Raw genomic sequence first — 16,218 nt, forward strand, 5'->3', positions numbered from 1 at the left:
ATTACACCTCCTCTGCTTTTGTCACGTCCAATTGAACGGGTTCCTTTTGCTGTGCTTGATAAAAATAGAGATACAGATACGGATCGACCAAATAACTCGTGATAGCTCCAGTACGGTTAGAATACGTGGTGGACGTCTTGGGTAAAATCGCAGATTTGCTGTCGAGCTCGTTCCGATCTTCTTTGACGATAGAGATGACCTGTGGGTGATATACGTGGACGGCCGTGACAATCTGCTTGCTAGGATGTCCTGATGCTAGTTCAAGTGTAAAAGCCATGTTCAGGTCACGATAGGTAAGTTTTTGAGACGATAAGGTGGCCTCATTTGCTGGTGGAGCTTCGGGTACTTTTTGATCGGTGGTAGGAGTGCCAGCTTCTTCTACTTCCTTCGGCGCGTCGTCGTCGGGCTTGCCCATAATCTCTTCCAGCTTGCTTTTGGAGATGCCGATGAATCCCGGCAAATAAATACGTCCTTCGCGGAAATACCCCTTGTACAACGGCAAGTCTTCCTTGTCGTAGAGCACCCCGATGCCGTCGTAGGCACCTACCCGAAATTGCCCTTGATACAACAGAGCGTCTTCGGCAGAACGAAGCTCTCCCGTTCCGTGATAATGCCCTTCGGCAAAGCCGCCTTTATACAGCGTTACGCCACTAGCATCACGAAGCTCGCCCTGCCCGTGATACACACCCAGCAAAAAATCACCTTGATAGATGATGCTGCCACTGGTGGAGAATTTGGTTCCGGCTCCATTGAAGTGCCCATTTCGAAAATACCCTTCATACGCGAGCTTGCCATCCCGATCAAAAAAACTTCCGGTTCCATTGTATCTACCGTCCACAAATTGCCCTTTGTACTGTACGAGCCCGTTTTCATAGTAATCGGTACCTTCACCGCCGTAGAAGCCATTGTCTAACAGTCCGTCGTAGAGCAGCTTTCCATCCTTTGTAAAAAGCCTGCCAGATCCGTTGTACACGCCGTTTTTAAAAGCGCCCTCGTATTTGATTGCGCCGTTTGTGTACAATTCCTGACCGGCTCCATTGAGCTTCCCGTTTTTGAATTCTCCCTGAAAAACGACTTGCTGGTTGTCGTTGTACAACGCTCCCTGACCAGCGTAAACGCCATTTTCATACCCGCCTTGATAGACGAGAACGCCTTTCCGGTATCCTTTGCCTAAGCCTTGTGGAGTGCCACTTTTGAACTCGCCGTTGTAAAGGAGCTTCCCATTGCCGTCATAGAGCTCGCCTTTTCCGTCATATAAACCATTTACGAGCTGGCCATGATAAATCATTGTGCCGTCTGGATTGTAGATGATCGCCAGACCCGTGTCGGAAATCTGCTGATTTGGAGTTTTTAAATGAATGACGATGGGACGCTGCAAATAGCGGTTAAGCGCATCGGGAGGATTGATGAACAGGAAGTAGATCAGGACAAGGAGGAATAGTCCTGTCAAAATGAGAAAGCGTTTGGCGATGTAAAAACGCCCGATATGCACGTAATCGTTGAGTGAAGTTTCATTTTTGGCGAACAGTCCGGCAATGCCGTTCTTGATCCAATCGAGGGCTTGCTTGGGGAGGGCGGCTCCTTTTTTTATCCAATCCTGCCCCCATTTTTTGAGCGGATTGGTAAGAGGGTCGACAATCGTTTGTTCCGTTAGCTTTTGGAGTTGCTTGTCCATATCGTTTCCTCCCTATCTGTCAGGGAACCTGAATTGTCGCTTGACCGGGGTTCGTGATCTGGATGACGCCACCCCAGCTGCACATGAGCTTGGAGGTTTGATTGAGGGCAGGCATGTTGGCGACGAGAACAGTAGGAGAGCCAGGAACCCAAGGGGCGGCGGTGACAGGGACGCAGGGGACAGGAGTGAAAACGCCCAGCTTCGCCGCTGTGGCTGCTGCGACCTGAGGGTTGGACATCGTATTGCACATCCCGAATGGAAGGACATTTACCATCGGTTTATTGTCCATGATGGTTGCGATCGGCATACTGGTTGTGACACGGTTCACCGGGAGCACCATGAGTGAGCTGGGAGCTGCGCCGAAGCTGCACTGCAGCATGGCTCCTCCGCAGACGAGTTGTCCCATGAAGCCAACTCCTTTGTATAAGTCATCTGGTAAGATATTGAAAATCAATCTGTATAGTAGTATAAATGTCAAATAGAGAAGATGTATAGCGAAATTTGTAATTTTTAGTATAATGTTGCTTGGCATCATTTTCGAAAATACGCTTTCGAAAGATGGGAGAACCGCAAACGATGGGAAATAACAAGAAGTATTCCTGGTTGACCGGACTGCTGATTGTGTTTGTTGGGATCGGCATGCTGCTTGTTTGGAACGTGGATAGAAGCGGGAAGCAGGACGTACCGTTTCAAGGGATCGACAGCATCGCGGTCAATAGTCAAAAGGATGTCGTCCTCATAGCGGATGGACAACAAAAGCTGACTAGCCTGTACCCCGATCGGTCGCTAAGGTACCAGCAAGTACTGGAGCAAAATCCAGAAGAGGGCTTGGAAAATTTCACAGAGGTAGCCATCGACGAAGAAGGATATGCTTACGTGCTGATCACAAAGCTCGATAGCTTTGGTTTGCGGACCGTATCCGAGAGAATCGTGCGAATGTCGCCAGATGGAGAAATCGTACAAGTCGTGTATGAAGATTCATACGGAGCAAACAGCTCGTACAAGCGAATTGGCAAGGTACGCTCCCTGCAAGTCGCGAAAGATTGTCTTTATTTTTATGTTTATCAACACCCTGAAGTGATTGCCTATCAATTTGTACCCTCTGATTCACCCCCCACACAACTCTATCAAATCCAATTGCCTAATGAAGTATACGTCAATGAAATCACAGGAGTAGACCCGCAGCATACCTATGTCACTACCAAGCGCGGAGAGGTTTTCCAAGTCGACGTTCCCCTAGGGAGCCGGGAAGCTCAAGTGAAAGGTCCGCTCTACATTCACTCCGAACGGTCCGAAAAGAATCATACCGTCCCTAATCATGTAAAAGTGGGACCAGCAGGTCGTCTCCTTTTCTACAATTCCGATCAAAATGTCATAGAACGCTTCGATCCCACACATCCAGATGAAATCGCCTTGATGGTGCCTTCCAAAACATTCGAGCAGATCAAGTCGAGCGATAGCAGTGCCTTAACGGCGTTTGCTGTAACCCCCAATTATGAGTTCGTAGTGGCCACTGATAGTCAGCTCGCCTTCTTGGATCAACAAGGAAATGTGATGATCAAGCTCACTTCTCCGTCTGTATCCGAAAAAGACCGCTTGAAGGAATGGACATGGTGGACAGGATTGGGAGTGGAAATTCTCCTGTTTGGTGTCATTCAGTTTCTGCTGTTTCGCCTCTTCCGGATTCCATTGATTATCAAGCAAACGATCGTGATAGCCCCACTTGTTGTTGTCCCCGTATTCCTTCAACTGGAGGGAACGAAGCTGACCTTTTCGTTTATGGAGCAGGAAAATCAGACGGATCTTCGCCTCCAAGCTTATGTTATTTCTACTCTGATCGAAGGGGACAAGCTGGATGGAATCAACGGAGCCATTGATTACATGAATGCGGATTATCAAGCAGTACAGACCGAACTGAAAAAACTGGAGGTCCCAGATGATGTGCATGTGAACAGGGGGCTTTACAAAACGATTTACAAATACAAAGATGGCGAATTATTTCTCATGATGGATGACAATGACAGCGCAGAAGTGTTTGAGAATGTGCCCATTGATGACGAGTTCCGCAGTGTGGTCATGAAGCGGGAGATCGTCTCCGGTAAAGCACAGGATCGGACAGGCTACTGGATGTACGCGATGGCCCCGATATACAACTCCTCCGGTAAACTATCCGGTGTGTTGGAGTTGGGCAGAGAAATGAACGGGGTCCGCATACAACACAACGAAATGTCCCGTGAGCTCGGAAAAGGCGCTGCGCTGGTCTGGTCGATTTGTGCGAGTCTATTTTTCCTTTTCTCGTGGCTGACATACCGAAATATCCGCAATCTGCAAACGAACGTCTCCGATATGGGAAAAGGCGACTACAGTGTGGTGGCGAGGGTTCGCTCCATGGATGAAATTCAAAAGCTGGCAGAAAGCTTCAACCAAATGGCGAAGCGCATTCGTCAGTACATCTCGAATATCACGAGGATGAGCGAGGCGAACAATCGCTTTGTGCCGCAGCAGTTTATCCATTTTCTCGGGAAAGAAAGCATACTCGACGTGGAGCTGGGTGATCAGGTGGAGCGGGAAATGGCGATTATGCGGATGAGTCTGCAATCGTTTCATGCCATCTCTCATCGTCTGCGACCAGAGACGACCTTCCGCGTCATCAATGCGTTTCTCAAGCGCTTTGCTCCGATTGTGAACGAGAATCAAGGGATGATTACCGAATATCTCGATCCCGGGGTGCTTGCTGTTTATCCAAAAGAGGCGAAGGACGCGTTGGATGCGGCCGTACAAATGCGACGTACGTTATCGGACTATAACGAGCAACGGGCGGAAAAAGGGTACGATCCGATTGAATTGCGAGTTGCTCTGCATCACGGTCCGCTGATGCTCGGAATTATTGGCGAGGCGACGCGGTTAGAGGCTGCGATTATATCGGATCACGTCCGCGTGGTGGAGAAAATGGAAAAGATGGCGGAAACGCTCGGAGCCTGCATCCTGATGTCCGATTCGCTGTTTGCCGAGATGGGAGAGAGCACGCCGTACCGATATCGTGATTTAGGCTGGGTGCATATTGAGGGAGAGGCTCAGCCAATGCATTTGTACGACGTCTACGAGGGGGATACTGACCAGATTCGTGCGTACAAGGAGGAGACGAAGGAATTGTTTGAGCAAGCGATTGCGATGTATCAGAATGGGAGGTTTCACGATGCACGCTCTGCTTTTCTGTCCGTCATCAAGCAAAACCGCTGGGATCAGGCGGCGCGACAGTATTTCTACTTATGTGACGAATACGCACAAAAAGGGGCCGAACAAGATTGGTCTGGCGAGTTGAAAATATCGTAGGAGCGGTGAAAAAGCGAAATGAATAGTCCCGAACCGAATCACAACCAGTGGAACTATTACGAAGAAATGCTTCGATGGCTGGATATTCATCTGATGCGCTTGCTGGCCATGCGAGCACAGCAGGGGGATGATTATCCGCTTGATCAAATGAGGGGGGTGATTGTCACAGAGGAAGAAGTCGTGCAATTGCTCGAGGCAGTCCCGCCAGCAACGCAGTTATGGGAAGCTTTCTCAGAGCGGGTGGTAGCATGCGAGGAACGACTGGATGCCCTGCACATGCAAGAAGCAGGTAGCGTACCGATTCTGGCAGTGACAGAGGCTTTTTCGCTCAATCGCTTCGAGTTGGGATGTTTATTTCTTTGCCTGGCAGTCGAGCTGGATCGGAAGTACGAGAAGCTGTTTGGCTACCTCCTTGATGATATTACGTGCAAGTCACCTACTCCCGAATTGGCGATGCAGCTATTTTGCCAGACAGCTACTGAGAGAATAGAGGCATGGACAGCGTTTACGCAAAAAAGCAAGCTGGGCCAGTTGCTGCTCTTTACCGAGGCGGACATGGGTGGCAGCGGCTCCTGGCTCTCTCGGCCGTTAAAGCTGGATGAACGTATGCTGCACTTTTTGACGACAAGGGATGGAGGTGATGCCAGTCTGCCGCCTTGGCTATTGTGGAGCTTGCCAGATCAAGAGTTGGAACCATTAGTAGGGGAGAGCGCGATTCATTTGCAGGAGCGCTTTGAAACATTGTGGGAAACAGCAGGAGCAGATTCAGAGCGGCTTCTCCTGCATTTGCATGGTCCGACTGGCGTTGGCAAAAGGCATCGCGTTAAGCATTTGTTTCATCGTGTCAGGCGGCCGGTGCTGTTCGTCGATGCAGAGCGCTTGATCCGCGAGGAAGCTTTTTCACGAAGATTACAGCAGGTATTGCGGGAGGTGCAGCTGCGTCAGGGTGTGCTGTGCTTGCATCAGTTCGAGGTTTTTCTGACAGAAGAGGTACAAACAGCTGGGCGCAAGCAGCTGGTGATGGATGAACTCGAAAGCTTTTCAGGACCCATTGCCATTGTGGCGAAAAGTCAATGGAAGCCGGAAAACGCTCTGGAGAAGCGGATTTGGCTGGAAATGGAGGTGCCTAGTCCAGATGAAACGGAAAGGAGGCGATTATGGGAAACGGGCAGTGCAGGCATGAGCTTTTCTCAAGAGATTGATGTAGGCGTTTTAGCAGGGAAATTCAAGCTGAATGCCGGGCAAATCAACCAGGCGCTTCATCGAGCAAATCAGATGGCGATGCAGACGAAAGACAGGATCATTACGAAAACGCACCTCCATGAAGCTTGCTTCCTGCAAATGAGACATGCGCTAGAAAAGCACGCTTCTCGATTGAGACCCAAATACCGCTGGGAAGATCTGATTTTGCCTGAGGAGCAACTGACTTTGTTGCGAAACGCCTGCAATCAGGTGACCTATCGAAATGTCGTTTTGGGAGAGTGGGGCTTTGGCCGAAAGCTCTCTTATGGCAAGGGTGTCAGCATGTTGTTTGCAGGTCCTCCGGGTACTGGCAAGACGATGTCGGCGGAAGTCGTGGCAAACGAACTGGGTCTGGAACTTTTTAAAATTGACCTGTCGCAGGTGATCAGCAAGTACATTGGGGAGACGGAAAAAAACCTCCACCACATTTTCTCAGAAGCGAGAATTGGTAATGCCATCCTCTTCTTCGATGAAGCCGATGCCCTTTTTGGCAAGCGCTCAGAAGTGAAAGATTCGCATGACAAATACGCGAATGTGGAAACGGCCTACTTGCTGCAAAAGATGGAGGAGTACGAAGGCGTCTCCATTTTGGCGACAAATCTCCTACAAAATTTTGACGAGGCCTTCATGCGCAGAATTAACTACGTGGTGAAGTTTCCTTTTCCCGAACCGTTCTATCGCGAAGAAATATGGCGCAGCATGTTCCCAGCCGATACGCCGAGAGCTGCTGACATCGATTTTGAGTTTCTCGCGTCCAAGCTGCACATAGCTGGGGGCGGGATCAAAAATGTGGTTCTCGCAGCCTCTTTCTTGGCTGCATCGGAAGGCACACCCGTTTCCATGAGTCATTTGATTGCGGCTGCAAAGCAGGAGTTGAAAAAGACGGGTAAGCTGCTATTGAAAGAGGATATAGGGGAGTATGCGTGATTTTACAAAATTAGATAAAAATTCATGTAAAACCATTAATTTGAATGTTATGATAAGTGTATTCTGTCAAATAATGTCGAGGTGAACGGGTATCAGCCAGTACACCGCCATTGCTGAAGTAGGAGAGACACTGCTTGCTCTTTTGCGAAAAGAGATGACGCCGGAGCCGATTAGCCAACCGGAGTTGATTGGTCTAAGCTCGCCTGCTCAGCCAGGAGATTTGGCGTTAGCCTTGTTTTTATACGATATCCGGGAAAGTCAGGAGAGGCAGCACATGATGATCAGTGAAGGTACTGATCAGTTGCGATATCCCCCAATGACGGTCAATCTATCCTACATATTGACCGCCCATTCCCCAGCAGAACAGCATACCCGCATGCTGGACGAGCATCGCATCCTCGGGCGTGCCATGCAGGTTCTTTACGACAACGCCATTTTACGTGGCGATCAGCTTCAAGGCTCCCTTGCCAACATGGATACAGAGCTTCGTGTCGTCGTGGAGCAGCCTCCCGTTGATAAACTCATCCAACTCTTTCCACATGTTCCGTACAAGCTATCCATCGGCTACTCGGTAGGGCCGGTTCATATCGATTCAACCCGAGTTCGTTCAACGAAGCTCGTACTGGAACGGGATATTCGCATACGAGGGGAAGGTCGTGGTTAATGGATCAGCATTTCCAGGTGCGCATTCGTTCCGTCTTCTCGTATGCCGTCCGTCTGGTGGACATGTATACAAGAGGAGCCCCTTTTCGCTCGAGCTTGTCTGTTCGCTTGGCGAATCATCCACAAGTACCTGTATGCAAAGGGGACGGATGGTATATCTTTTCGGACTTGCCTGATGGGATTTACAGGCTCACCATAAGCAGCCAGGAGTATATGGATCACTCTGTGTCCTTCTCCGTCATCACTGGGAGCACATCTTACACGGAGTCCATCATTTACTTGCATCCGAGTCCAGCCTATCCATTCCGGGCAGGAGACTCCCTTGTTCGAGGGAGAGCTTGCGTGGAGGATGGTTCCCCAGCTGGCGGAGCCTATGTGCAGGCCGTCATCTCGTATGAGCGAGATGCCCCGGTGAGATTGGCCGAGGGCGCTGACAAAGAGGCCACGGAGTTAATCGTAGCCAGTAAAAAGGGTCAAGTCGATTTGGCGGACGCTTTTCTTCTCGAAACACCCACATCCAAAGGGACGATCATTCGTTTTGCAAGTCCCCCAAAAGGTCGGGTTTATCCCTTGACCGAACCTCTTTCTTTTGCCTACCCAAGAGGCACTGTCTTACTCCCACTGCTCGAAACGTACTGCGACGACGGAGGAGAATTCGTAGTTGCCCTTCCGTTGTTTCTAGAAAAAACTCATGCTCTTATGAAAATTGAAGTGCGGCGGGAAGAAGCCGCTGGTTTTGCCGAGCTTTCCATTCAAGCAGGCACGACCCAATCCATAGGTATCATCCAAATGAACAGACCCAAATAGGGTGATCCGGCAGTTGTTTGGCGTCGGTCCATGACATCCTGCTGCCTGATTATAGAGCAAGACTCACGCATCAAAACGGCTTTTTTGTAAGTGGTAAAGCAAGTGATGAAATTAATCGGAGGGAGGGACTGATTGCAGGTTTCTGCTGCTGATACATGCGGAACTCTCCAATCAGGTTACGATGCCAGAGTACTTATCACCAGGGGTGTATGTCGAGGAGTTTGATAGCGGCCCCGTTCCCATGGAGGGAGCGAGTACGAGCACGGCAGGTTTTATCGGGTTGGCCCAAAAAGGCCCCGTTGCGGGATTGCCTGAGCTGATTACAGGTGTCAATGATTTCCGCAAGTTGTTCGGTTCCTATTTGTCTGAAAATGCATTTGGCGAATACCGCTATCTTGCCTATGCGGTGGATCACTTCTTTCTGAATGGAGGCTCCCGCTGCTATGTGATGCGGGTAGCGCCAGCAGATGCGAAGCCGGCATCCAATGAAGGCAACAGCGAAGAAGCTGTCCTACGGATTACGGCAAAAAATCCGGGGGCATGGGGAAATCAGATCCGCGTAAATTTGATTCCGTCGAGCAAGGCAAAAACGCAGATTTACGAGCAGCTAGGCGAGGCTCCTAAGTACCGTGTGAAAAACAGTGCAGGCTTTCAACCAGGCGATGTCGTTTCTTTCTATGATGGTGAAACCAAACAGTACATTGAAGTAGTTTCATCCCAAGACAATGTGATTGAGCTGTCGGCTGTGCTTACAGGAGACGTCATCGATAACAATCTACTACCGGTCAAAATTTTGTCTACATGCGAATTCACAGTGCAAGTCTTCTACAGCGATGAGGCCGAAGAGTTCGACAAATGCTCACTCAATGTCTCTGCTGCCAATCATGTAAGCAAGCTGCTGTCCAAGAGCAATATCGTAGAGGTCGAAGCCGGTACTGCCCCAGCGAGCCCAGAAGTCATCCCACCTTTTAGCGTCATTTCAGGGATGGCAGAAGAAACCCAATCCGAGGGTGGAAAGACGGAATTCGGTCTGTATCAAATCTCTTTGGCAGGAGGCAGCGACGGTTCTGTCGCCAATCTGTCAGCGGGCGAATACATGGGAGAGGATCATGGGCCGGGAAAACGTACGGGAATCCAAGCCTTCATCGATAATGACGAAGTGAGCATTATGGCCATTCCTGGCGTGACAGACCCAAATGTACAGCTCGCGCTTGTGGCTCATTGCGAAAACTTGAAAAGTCGCTTCGCCATCCTCGATATCCCACGAGACAAGAAAAAAGTAAGCGATGTGTTGACGCATCGCAATATTTTCGATACGCAATACGCTGCCATCTACAATCCTTGGCTGCAAGTGTTCGATCCGCTGGACAAGCGCAACATCTACATTCCACCATCAGGCTCCATGGCTGGTATTTACGCGCGCTCGGACAATACTCGCGGCGTCCACAAGGCCCCGGCAAACGAGGTCGTGCGCGGTTGCACAGGCCTGGATTGCCAGTACAATACGGGCGAGCAGGATATTTTGAATCCAAAGGGAGTCAACCTGATTCGCGCGTTTACAGGTCAAGGAATTCGCGTCTGGGGTGCTCGCACAATGTCATCTAATGGGCTATGGAAGTACATAAACGTACGCCGCCTGTTCATTTTCCTCGAACAATCGATCAAAAACGGGACAAACTGGGTGGTATTTGAGCCGAATGACGAGAGGCTGTGGGCCCGCGTCCAACGCACGATTGATTCTTTCCTGACGCGTGTCTGGCGAGATGGCGCGTTGATGGGCTCAAGCCCACAGGAAGCCTTTTACATTCAAATCGGCAGAAGCACGATGACACAGGATGATATCGACAATGGCAGATTGATCTGCGTGATTGGAATAGCACCTGTCAAACCAGCAGAGTTCGTCATCTTCCGTATTACGCAAAAAACATCCGATCAGCAATAATTCACGGCGAAAAACGGTGTGAGGAAAGGGGTACAGTATGGCAGATCGCAAGGATCCATACCGCAAGTTTCGGTATCGGGTAGAGATGGACGGCATTCAGCAGGCAGGCTTTAGTGAGGTGTCGGGTTTTGATGCGTCTGTGGACGTAGTCGAGTATCGCGAAGGCAATGAGGTAATTACACCGCGCAAGCTCCCGGGCTTGGCGAAGTACGGGAATATCACGCTGAAATGGGGCGTGACGGATTCAATGGATTTGTACAACTGGATGCAGGACACCATCCAGGGCAAGGTCGCACGCAAAACGGTAACGATCATTGCCATCAATGAAGCCGGGGAAGATGTCGCTACATGGAAGGTCATCGAAGCATGGCCGACCAAATACACTGCGCCTGATTTTAACGGGACGTCCTCAGAGGTAGCGATTGAGCAGTTGGAAATTGCCCACGAAGGAATGACACGCACGAAATAATAGAAGATCCCGACGCCAAAGAGTGGCAAGGAAACGACTTTTCTTTGTCACTCTTGCTGGCCTAGGGTGATGAGGAGGATGGCACCATGGCATTTAAAACGGAATATGAATTCGAGCTCCCACGCGGCTATGTGGATGAAGAAGGAAACTTGCACAAGCGGGGAGTCATGCGCTTGGCGACGGCTGCCGACGAAATTTTGCCGATGCGTGATCCGCGTGTCCAGCAAAATCCTGGCTACTTGACGATTATTTTGCTGACGAGAGTGATTACCAAGCTGGGAGATGTACGGGGAATTGACACAAGAGTGGTGGAAAGACTGTTTACCGCTGATCTCGCGTACCTGCAAAACCTGTACAGACAGATTAATGAATTGGACAGCTCGATGTTCAAGACATCTTGCCCGAAATGCGAGCATGAATTCCAGGTAGATATGGCTTTTTCAGGGGCGCTGGAGGGAGTATGAGTGGGTATCCCATCGACAAGATCTATGAAGAAGCCGCCTTCATCGCCTACTATTTTCACTGGCCACATGACGAGATCATGTCGATGGAACACAAGGAACGGCGGCGCTGGTGTGAAGAGATATCTGCGATTAACCGCAAGCAAAATGACGAACCCGAAAATGTTTTTGATGTGTTCAAGCGGAGGTGATTCTGGTGTTCGCCAATGAGAATCCGTATTACACCAACCTCCGATTTCGTGTGGAATTTCTTCCGTTTGGATTGGAGATGGATGGCATCTGGGTCGCCGGATTTAGTGAAGTGTCCGGACTGGCCGTCGAAACAGAGCTGGAGGAGTACCAAGAGGGCGGCGTGAATCATTTCGTCCACAAGCTGCCGAAACGCAGCAAGTTTCCCAATCTCGTCTTCAAACGAGGGTTTGTGAGATCAAACGAGCTGTGGAGATGGTATGAAGAGTTCCACTTTGGCCCGCCAGAAAAGCGCAAGCGCAAGCAGGGAGCGATCATTCTGATGGACCCAAACGGAAATGATGTGGGGGCTTGGGCATTTGAAGGCGCTTATCCGGTCAAGTGGGTTGGACCGGAGTTCCGGGCCTCGCATGGAGAAGTGGCCATCGAGACATTGGAAATCGTGCACCACGGCTTAAAGTCGTATTTTTAAGCCGTATCCTGTCTTCAAGGAGCAAAAGAAACGATGATAACGATCAAGGCGCTCCCACCTTCACGTCGTCCATCACTGCTGCCAAGGGCGTCTAGCCAAGGCTTTGCACAAAGCATCATGCAGAAGTATCGGCACGAGGAAGGTCGCGATCCAGACCACCTTGCTTTGATCCATCGTGATTTTTCGCCGAGTATCGGAGGGCAGGAAAACCACTTTCATCAAACTTTCCTACATGTGCGCATGCAAGTACAAGTGGACTCCTACCTCGGATTGAATCGAGAAATGTTGCCGAACGGACAGGCTGGTTTCCCATGGCCAAAAGAGCGTGCGGTGATCACGCAAGCATCGGGATCAGGACGAAAAGTACAACGAACTACTTTGATACATGAGCTTTTTCGGAAGTGGGAGTCATTCAAATTAATCGAGAAGGTTTCCCTGCCTCGGATCACGGTTGTCTCAAATGGGAGAGATAAATATCGTTGGTCCAGCTATGTTCAGTCTTCGGCACTTGAAAAATCGCTGTCGCAGGGGCGGTTCATTGAGCAGACAAACACGGTCAATTTTGCTTCGCCTCTTTTGAAAGCAATTGTTTCAGACAGAAAGGAAACCTATGTTTCGCCGGAGTTTTTGGTACACACGGTGCGAATGGGTGATCCTGGTGGACGCAAGAGCATGCAAAATGCACGTGAGCGGATACGGCTAGAATCAGCGACAAAAATAGACGCGATCTCGAAATCACGTGTTAAAGCGACGCGTTCTGAAGTAGGCCGATTCGAACGGTTTGGGATTCGCCATTTTTGGCAGTTGATCAGTAGCGGGATGGAATCACAGATTGGGACGTGGTCTTTTCCTATTTTGCTAAAAAGAGCAGAAGGACGGGCTGCGAGCTCTTTTTTGGATCGCTTGGAGTGGACGGAAAAAGCAGGAATTGGTGGCAAAGATATCACTAGACTAATCGTTCATGAAAGTGAAAGTACACGTTGGTCCGTAGCTTCCCAGCAGACTGAGCTTTGGGGGCGTTGGTGGGAAAGCCTGAGTCTGTACTGGCAGAAAAGTCGAGGAACATGGCTACCAAGGACAATGAATGCGCATCCAAGTCTACGTGTTTTACAGCCGATTGTTTTCGCGAGAAGGCGGCAACATCCGCAAGCAAAAAGCGAGTGGATGCTAGAAATGCTGTCTGAAGTTTCTTCTAGCCCATTGGGACTGAAGATATTTCAGAGCAATGAGCTGTCGAAGATGTTCTCGTCCGTATTGCCTAGCATGTTTCATCGAGCTGATGCTGGTCGGACCAAACAGCAGGCTGTAAGGGAACGGTTCAAACAGCTGTTCCATTTGGCTCAACAGTTTTCGAAGGCAGAAAGTGAACGTGGGCAAGCAGTGCTTGTTTCTCGACAGAGGTTGAAGCAGATAGAAAGCAGGCGGGAAGAACAGTCGAGTGCCTTGTCGCATTGGTTGCGCCAGTTTGTCATAAGTCGAGAGCGACAAGCAACCGTGCTTGCATCTCGGGTGGAGCAGGAGCAGCCAAGTAGCATTACATTTCACACGTTGCAACTGCTGCTGCCTTTCGCATCTATCGCAAATAGGAATCAGCGGACATACGCGTTATTTCAACAACTGACATTACAGGAAGCCAGGTTGAACGAGATTGTCCGGGAGCAGTCCATTCTCTTGAGATCGAGCCATGAGAAAACTCATTTTCGCAAAACGAGCATGATCCCGGTTGTCTCCCGTGCTTCGTATCAGCAGCTTGACATGCTACAGCATAAGTGGTGGACGGGTTTGTCACTACACGTTTTGCACCCTGTGCTAGGGCTTCCGTTTCCATTGCAAATGACACATGTCACAGATAGGACCCGAACAGTTCCGCTTCTCTCGCAGTCAGTTGTCAGGAATTCGATCGCAGCTTATTGGCGACAGAGCTCCAAGTCTGCCAACGCCCCTGTTTTCTTTGAAAAACGAGGATGGTTGAACCAACCTTGGATCAAGGAATATCTTAAAACTCATAACGAAATCGAGCGCGGGCCAGTTGGTATAAATAGTACTGTACGATTTGAATGGAATCGCTTCGTGCCTGTCTTCCATACGAATCGCCAACTCTGGCAAACGTTACAGAATCAAATCGTCAGTTCTACCCAACACGAGACGAACAGGAAGTCTGTAATGGCGTGGGTGCATCTTCAACAGATTGCGGCAAAAAAGCTCAGAGTAAGGGAGCTCCTTGCTACTAACACTCATGCGCCAAGGAACCTTCCGTATGAGCTGGAGAAACAATCTCCATATGCTGAAGACATCTCCCAACCATTTTTCCAGTCAACTATTCATTTTCTGCAAAATAAGCGAGTTTACCAGCTTTCATACGAGACGGAACGTCAGCTACTGTCGTTCCAGGGTAAGAAAAACAAGCGAGTAGATGCCGCTTTCTTCAAGAATCAAGAAAAGTTCAGCCTACCAGGACGAAAAGCGACGATCTCGATGGTATACGAGCATGAACATAGACCAATACGGCACACCGTCTTCCTAAAAAATCAATGGAGTACAAGTCGAGCATTCTTGCAAACTCATCGTCATGATCGGGATGTAGTTTCCCTCAGGTTGAGCGTCTTTGGTTCTACAATGCTTCGTGCAACTGAGTGGATTGGACTTGAAGGAACAGAACATCAGCGATTGTACATTACGTCTGCGAAGCCGTTTTCTATCAGAGAGGACGTCCCTGACAGGAACTCATTGCGACGAATAGCTGCTGGATGGAGTGCGGAACTAGGACTCACGATCCTCTTGCAAAAAAGCGCGAAGCAGGCAGCAATGAGCGAGTTTGCAAAGGTAGGCCCCATTAGTACAAGCGGGAAAGCTCCTTCGAGCAGTGAAAAGCAATCGAATGATCAGCTAAGGTCTCGCAAGGACGAAAGCCGTCTATCCCGTGAAAGCCGCAACTCCCGTTTCTTCCAGCAGACATCCAGCTTGTGGACAAACTCCGTTGCTCTACGTGCTCGCCCCTATCTGCAAGTCCTTCAAGTCATGGAGCAAATCAGAAAGGCTATCCAGACTGATTTCCGGACGGAAACTTATGTCCAAAACCATCACTCACTCGCGACTGTTCTGAATCGTCACGATGCACAAATGGTTGTTCAGAAACAATGGGGATCACCCTCTAGTCTTGTGCACGGTCAAAGCATGGGGGTGCTCGACAGTTTCATGCATGCGAGTGGAAGTAGACGTACAGCAGAGCGACTACCACGAAAAGGTCGAGTCAACAGCTTGGAGCCAGTATCTCACCACCATCCAATCGGCTCCGTTCCATTCGCCAGAGAAAAATCCATTGATTTTGTCATGGACAGATTGAGTTCCAGACAGCATAACCGCCGTAGCCGTTTTCACCAAACGAGCCATGAACGGATTCTGACGGTCACTCAGATGGCGCAGGCGATCAAACGGCTAACGAGTGATAAGACTCAAGAGGTAGAAGTTCGAGACGCCGCTAGGCTTACGCCGCTGCAAAAACCAGGAATATTCAACCTGACGTCAACAACACCAATGGCGGCGGAAAAAGTGGAACATGCGAAAAAAGCTACATCCCTAACACTTATGCCAAAGCCAATGCTTGCGATGGCGAAGCAGTCGCCACTCCTGCAAGCTTTGCAACAAGCTCAAAGAGCGCCTGGAGAATCCGAGCAGTTCTCCTTGTCCGAAAACGCAACCCATATTCATCGACGAGCGCCACGCACAGAAGAGAGCCATGCAAGTCCTGCTACTACTGCTCAGTCGCCGCCGTCCATGGAGTTTCTGCGAAAAAGCATTCAGCCTCAAGAAACCGCAGTGCAGCAGACGACAACACTTCCACTCCAACGACAAATCGATCTACACATGCAAGAGAGGGCTGGTAATCAGACGTCGTTATCCCCACAAGAGGTAGATCGATTGATGGATAAAATGATGAAGGAGCTGGACAAGCGCCTCACTCAAGAGCGGCAACGACGAGGTTTATAAGCAGGAACGGCCGCATTCGCAGACGACTATTTCTTCGGTAAAGAGAGGCAA

At 49.8% G+C, this 16,218-nt stretch carries 12 protein-coding genes; 10 read left to right on the forward strand and 2 right to left on the reverse strand.

Going from position 1 to position 16,218, the window contains the following annotated elements; translation table 11 throughout:
- Position 1 precedes the first annotated feature (1 nt).
- Positions 2–1,675 carry an MORN repeat-containing protein gene (locus tag ACQ5DJ_RS17045; protein ID WP_429843525.1) on the reverse strand — a complete coding sequence of 558 codons (1,674 nt, stop codon included), beginning with the start codon at positions 1,673–1,675 and terminating at the stop codon, positions 2–4.
- A 19-nt stretch (positions 1,676–1,694) separates the two neighbouring features.
- Entirely contained in the window at positions 1,695–2,081 is a 387-nt protein-coding gene (locus ACQ5DJ_RS17050) for a DUF4280 domain-containing protein (RefSeq protein ID WP_429843526.1), read from the reverse strand.
- Positions 2,082–2,251: 170 nt separating this feature from the next.
- Here ACQ5DJ_RS17050 and ACQ5DJ_RS17055 point away from each other — a divergent pair, with 170 nt between their 5' ends.
- From ACQ5DJ_RS17055 to ACQ5DJ_RS17100, 10 genes are all read left to right on the forward strand, one after another.
- Positions 2,252–5,008, forward strand: coding sequence for an adenylate/guanylate cyclase domain-containing protein (locus ACQ5DJ_RS17055; RefSeq protein ID WP_429843527.1), 2,757 nt, complete (start codon positions 2,252–2,254; stop codon positions 5,006–5,008).
- An 18-nt stretch (positions 5,009–5,026) separates the two neighbouring features.
- Entirely contained in the window at positions 5,027–7,177 is a 2,151-nt protein-coding gene (locus ACQ5DJ_RS17060; RefSeq protein ID WP_429843528.1) for an ATP-binding protein, read from the forward strand.
- Between the two features lie 109 nt (positions 7,178–7,286).
- Positions 7,287–7,841, forward strand: a complete 555-nt coding sequence (locus ACQ5DJ_RS17065; protein ID WP_429843549.1) for a DUF4255 domain-containing protein — start codon at positions 7,287–7,289, stop codon at positions 7,839–7,841.
- Positions 7,841–8,647 carry a hypothetical protein gene (locus ACQ5DJ_RS17070; protein ID WP_429843529.1) on the forward strand — a complete coding sequence of 269 codons (807 nt, stop codon included), beginning with the start codon at positions 7,841–7,843 and terminating at the stop codon, positions 8,645–8,647. Before ACQ5DJ_RS17065 ends, ACQ5DJ_RS17070 begins: the two co-directional genes overlap by 1 nt.
- A 181-nt stretch (positions 8,648–8,828) precedes the next feature.
- On the forward strand, positions 8,829–10,589 hold the full coding sequence (locus tag ACQ5DJ_RS17075) for a phage tail sheath family protein (protein ID WP_429843530.1): 1,761 nt from the start codon (positions 8,829–8,831) through the stop codon (positions 10,587–10,589).
- Positions 10,590–10,626: 37 nt separating this feature from the next.
- Positions 10,627–11,058, forward strand: a complete 432-nt coding sequence (locus ACQ5DJ_RS17080) for a phage tail protein (protein ID WP_144613460.1) — start codon at positions 10,627–10,629, stop codon at positions 11,056–11,058.
- A gap of 86 nt (positions 11,059–11,144) precedes the next feature.
- Entirely contained in the window at positions 11,145–11,522 is a 378-nt protein-coding gene (locus ACQ5DJ_RS17085) for a hypothetical protein (protein ID WP_007721338.1), read from the forward strand.
- The gene (locus tag ACQ5DJ_RS17090) at positions 11,519–11,710 is read left to right on the forward strand and encodes a DUF6760 family protein (protein WP_017250500.1); all 192 of its coding nucleotides are present in this window, start codon (positions 11,519–11,521) and stop codon (positions 11,708–11,710) included. The genes ACQ5DJ_RS17085 and ACQ5DJ_RS17090 overlap by 4 nt, the downstream gene beginning before the upstream one ends.
- A 5-nt stretch (positions 11,711–11,715) precedes the next feature.
- The gene (locus ACQ5DJ_RS17095) at positions 11,716–12,180 is read left to right on the forward strand and encodes a phage tail protein (protein WP_429843531.1); all 465 of its coding nucleotides are present in this window, start codon (positions 11,716–11,718) and stop codon (positions 12,178–12,180) included.
- Between the two features lie 33 nt (positions 12,181–12,213).
- On the forward strand, positions 12,214–16,167 hold the full coding sequence (locus ACQ5DJ_RS17100; protein ID WP_429843532.1) for a hypothetical protein: 3,954 nt from the start codon (positions 12,214–12,216) through the stop codon (positions 16,165–16,167).
- Positions 16,168–16,218 lie beyond the last annotated feature (51 nt).

This window comes from Brevibacillus sp. FIR094 (genome assembly GCF_050477165.1).
Lineage (GTDB): Bacteria > Bacillota > Bacilli > Brevibacillales > Brevibacillaceae > Brevibacillus.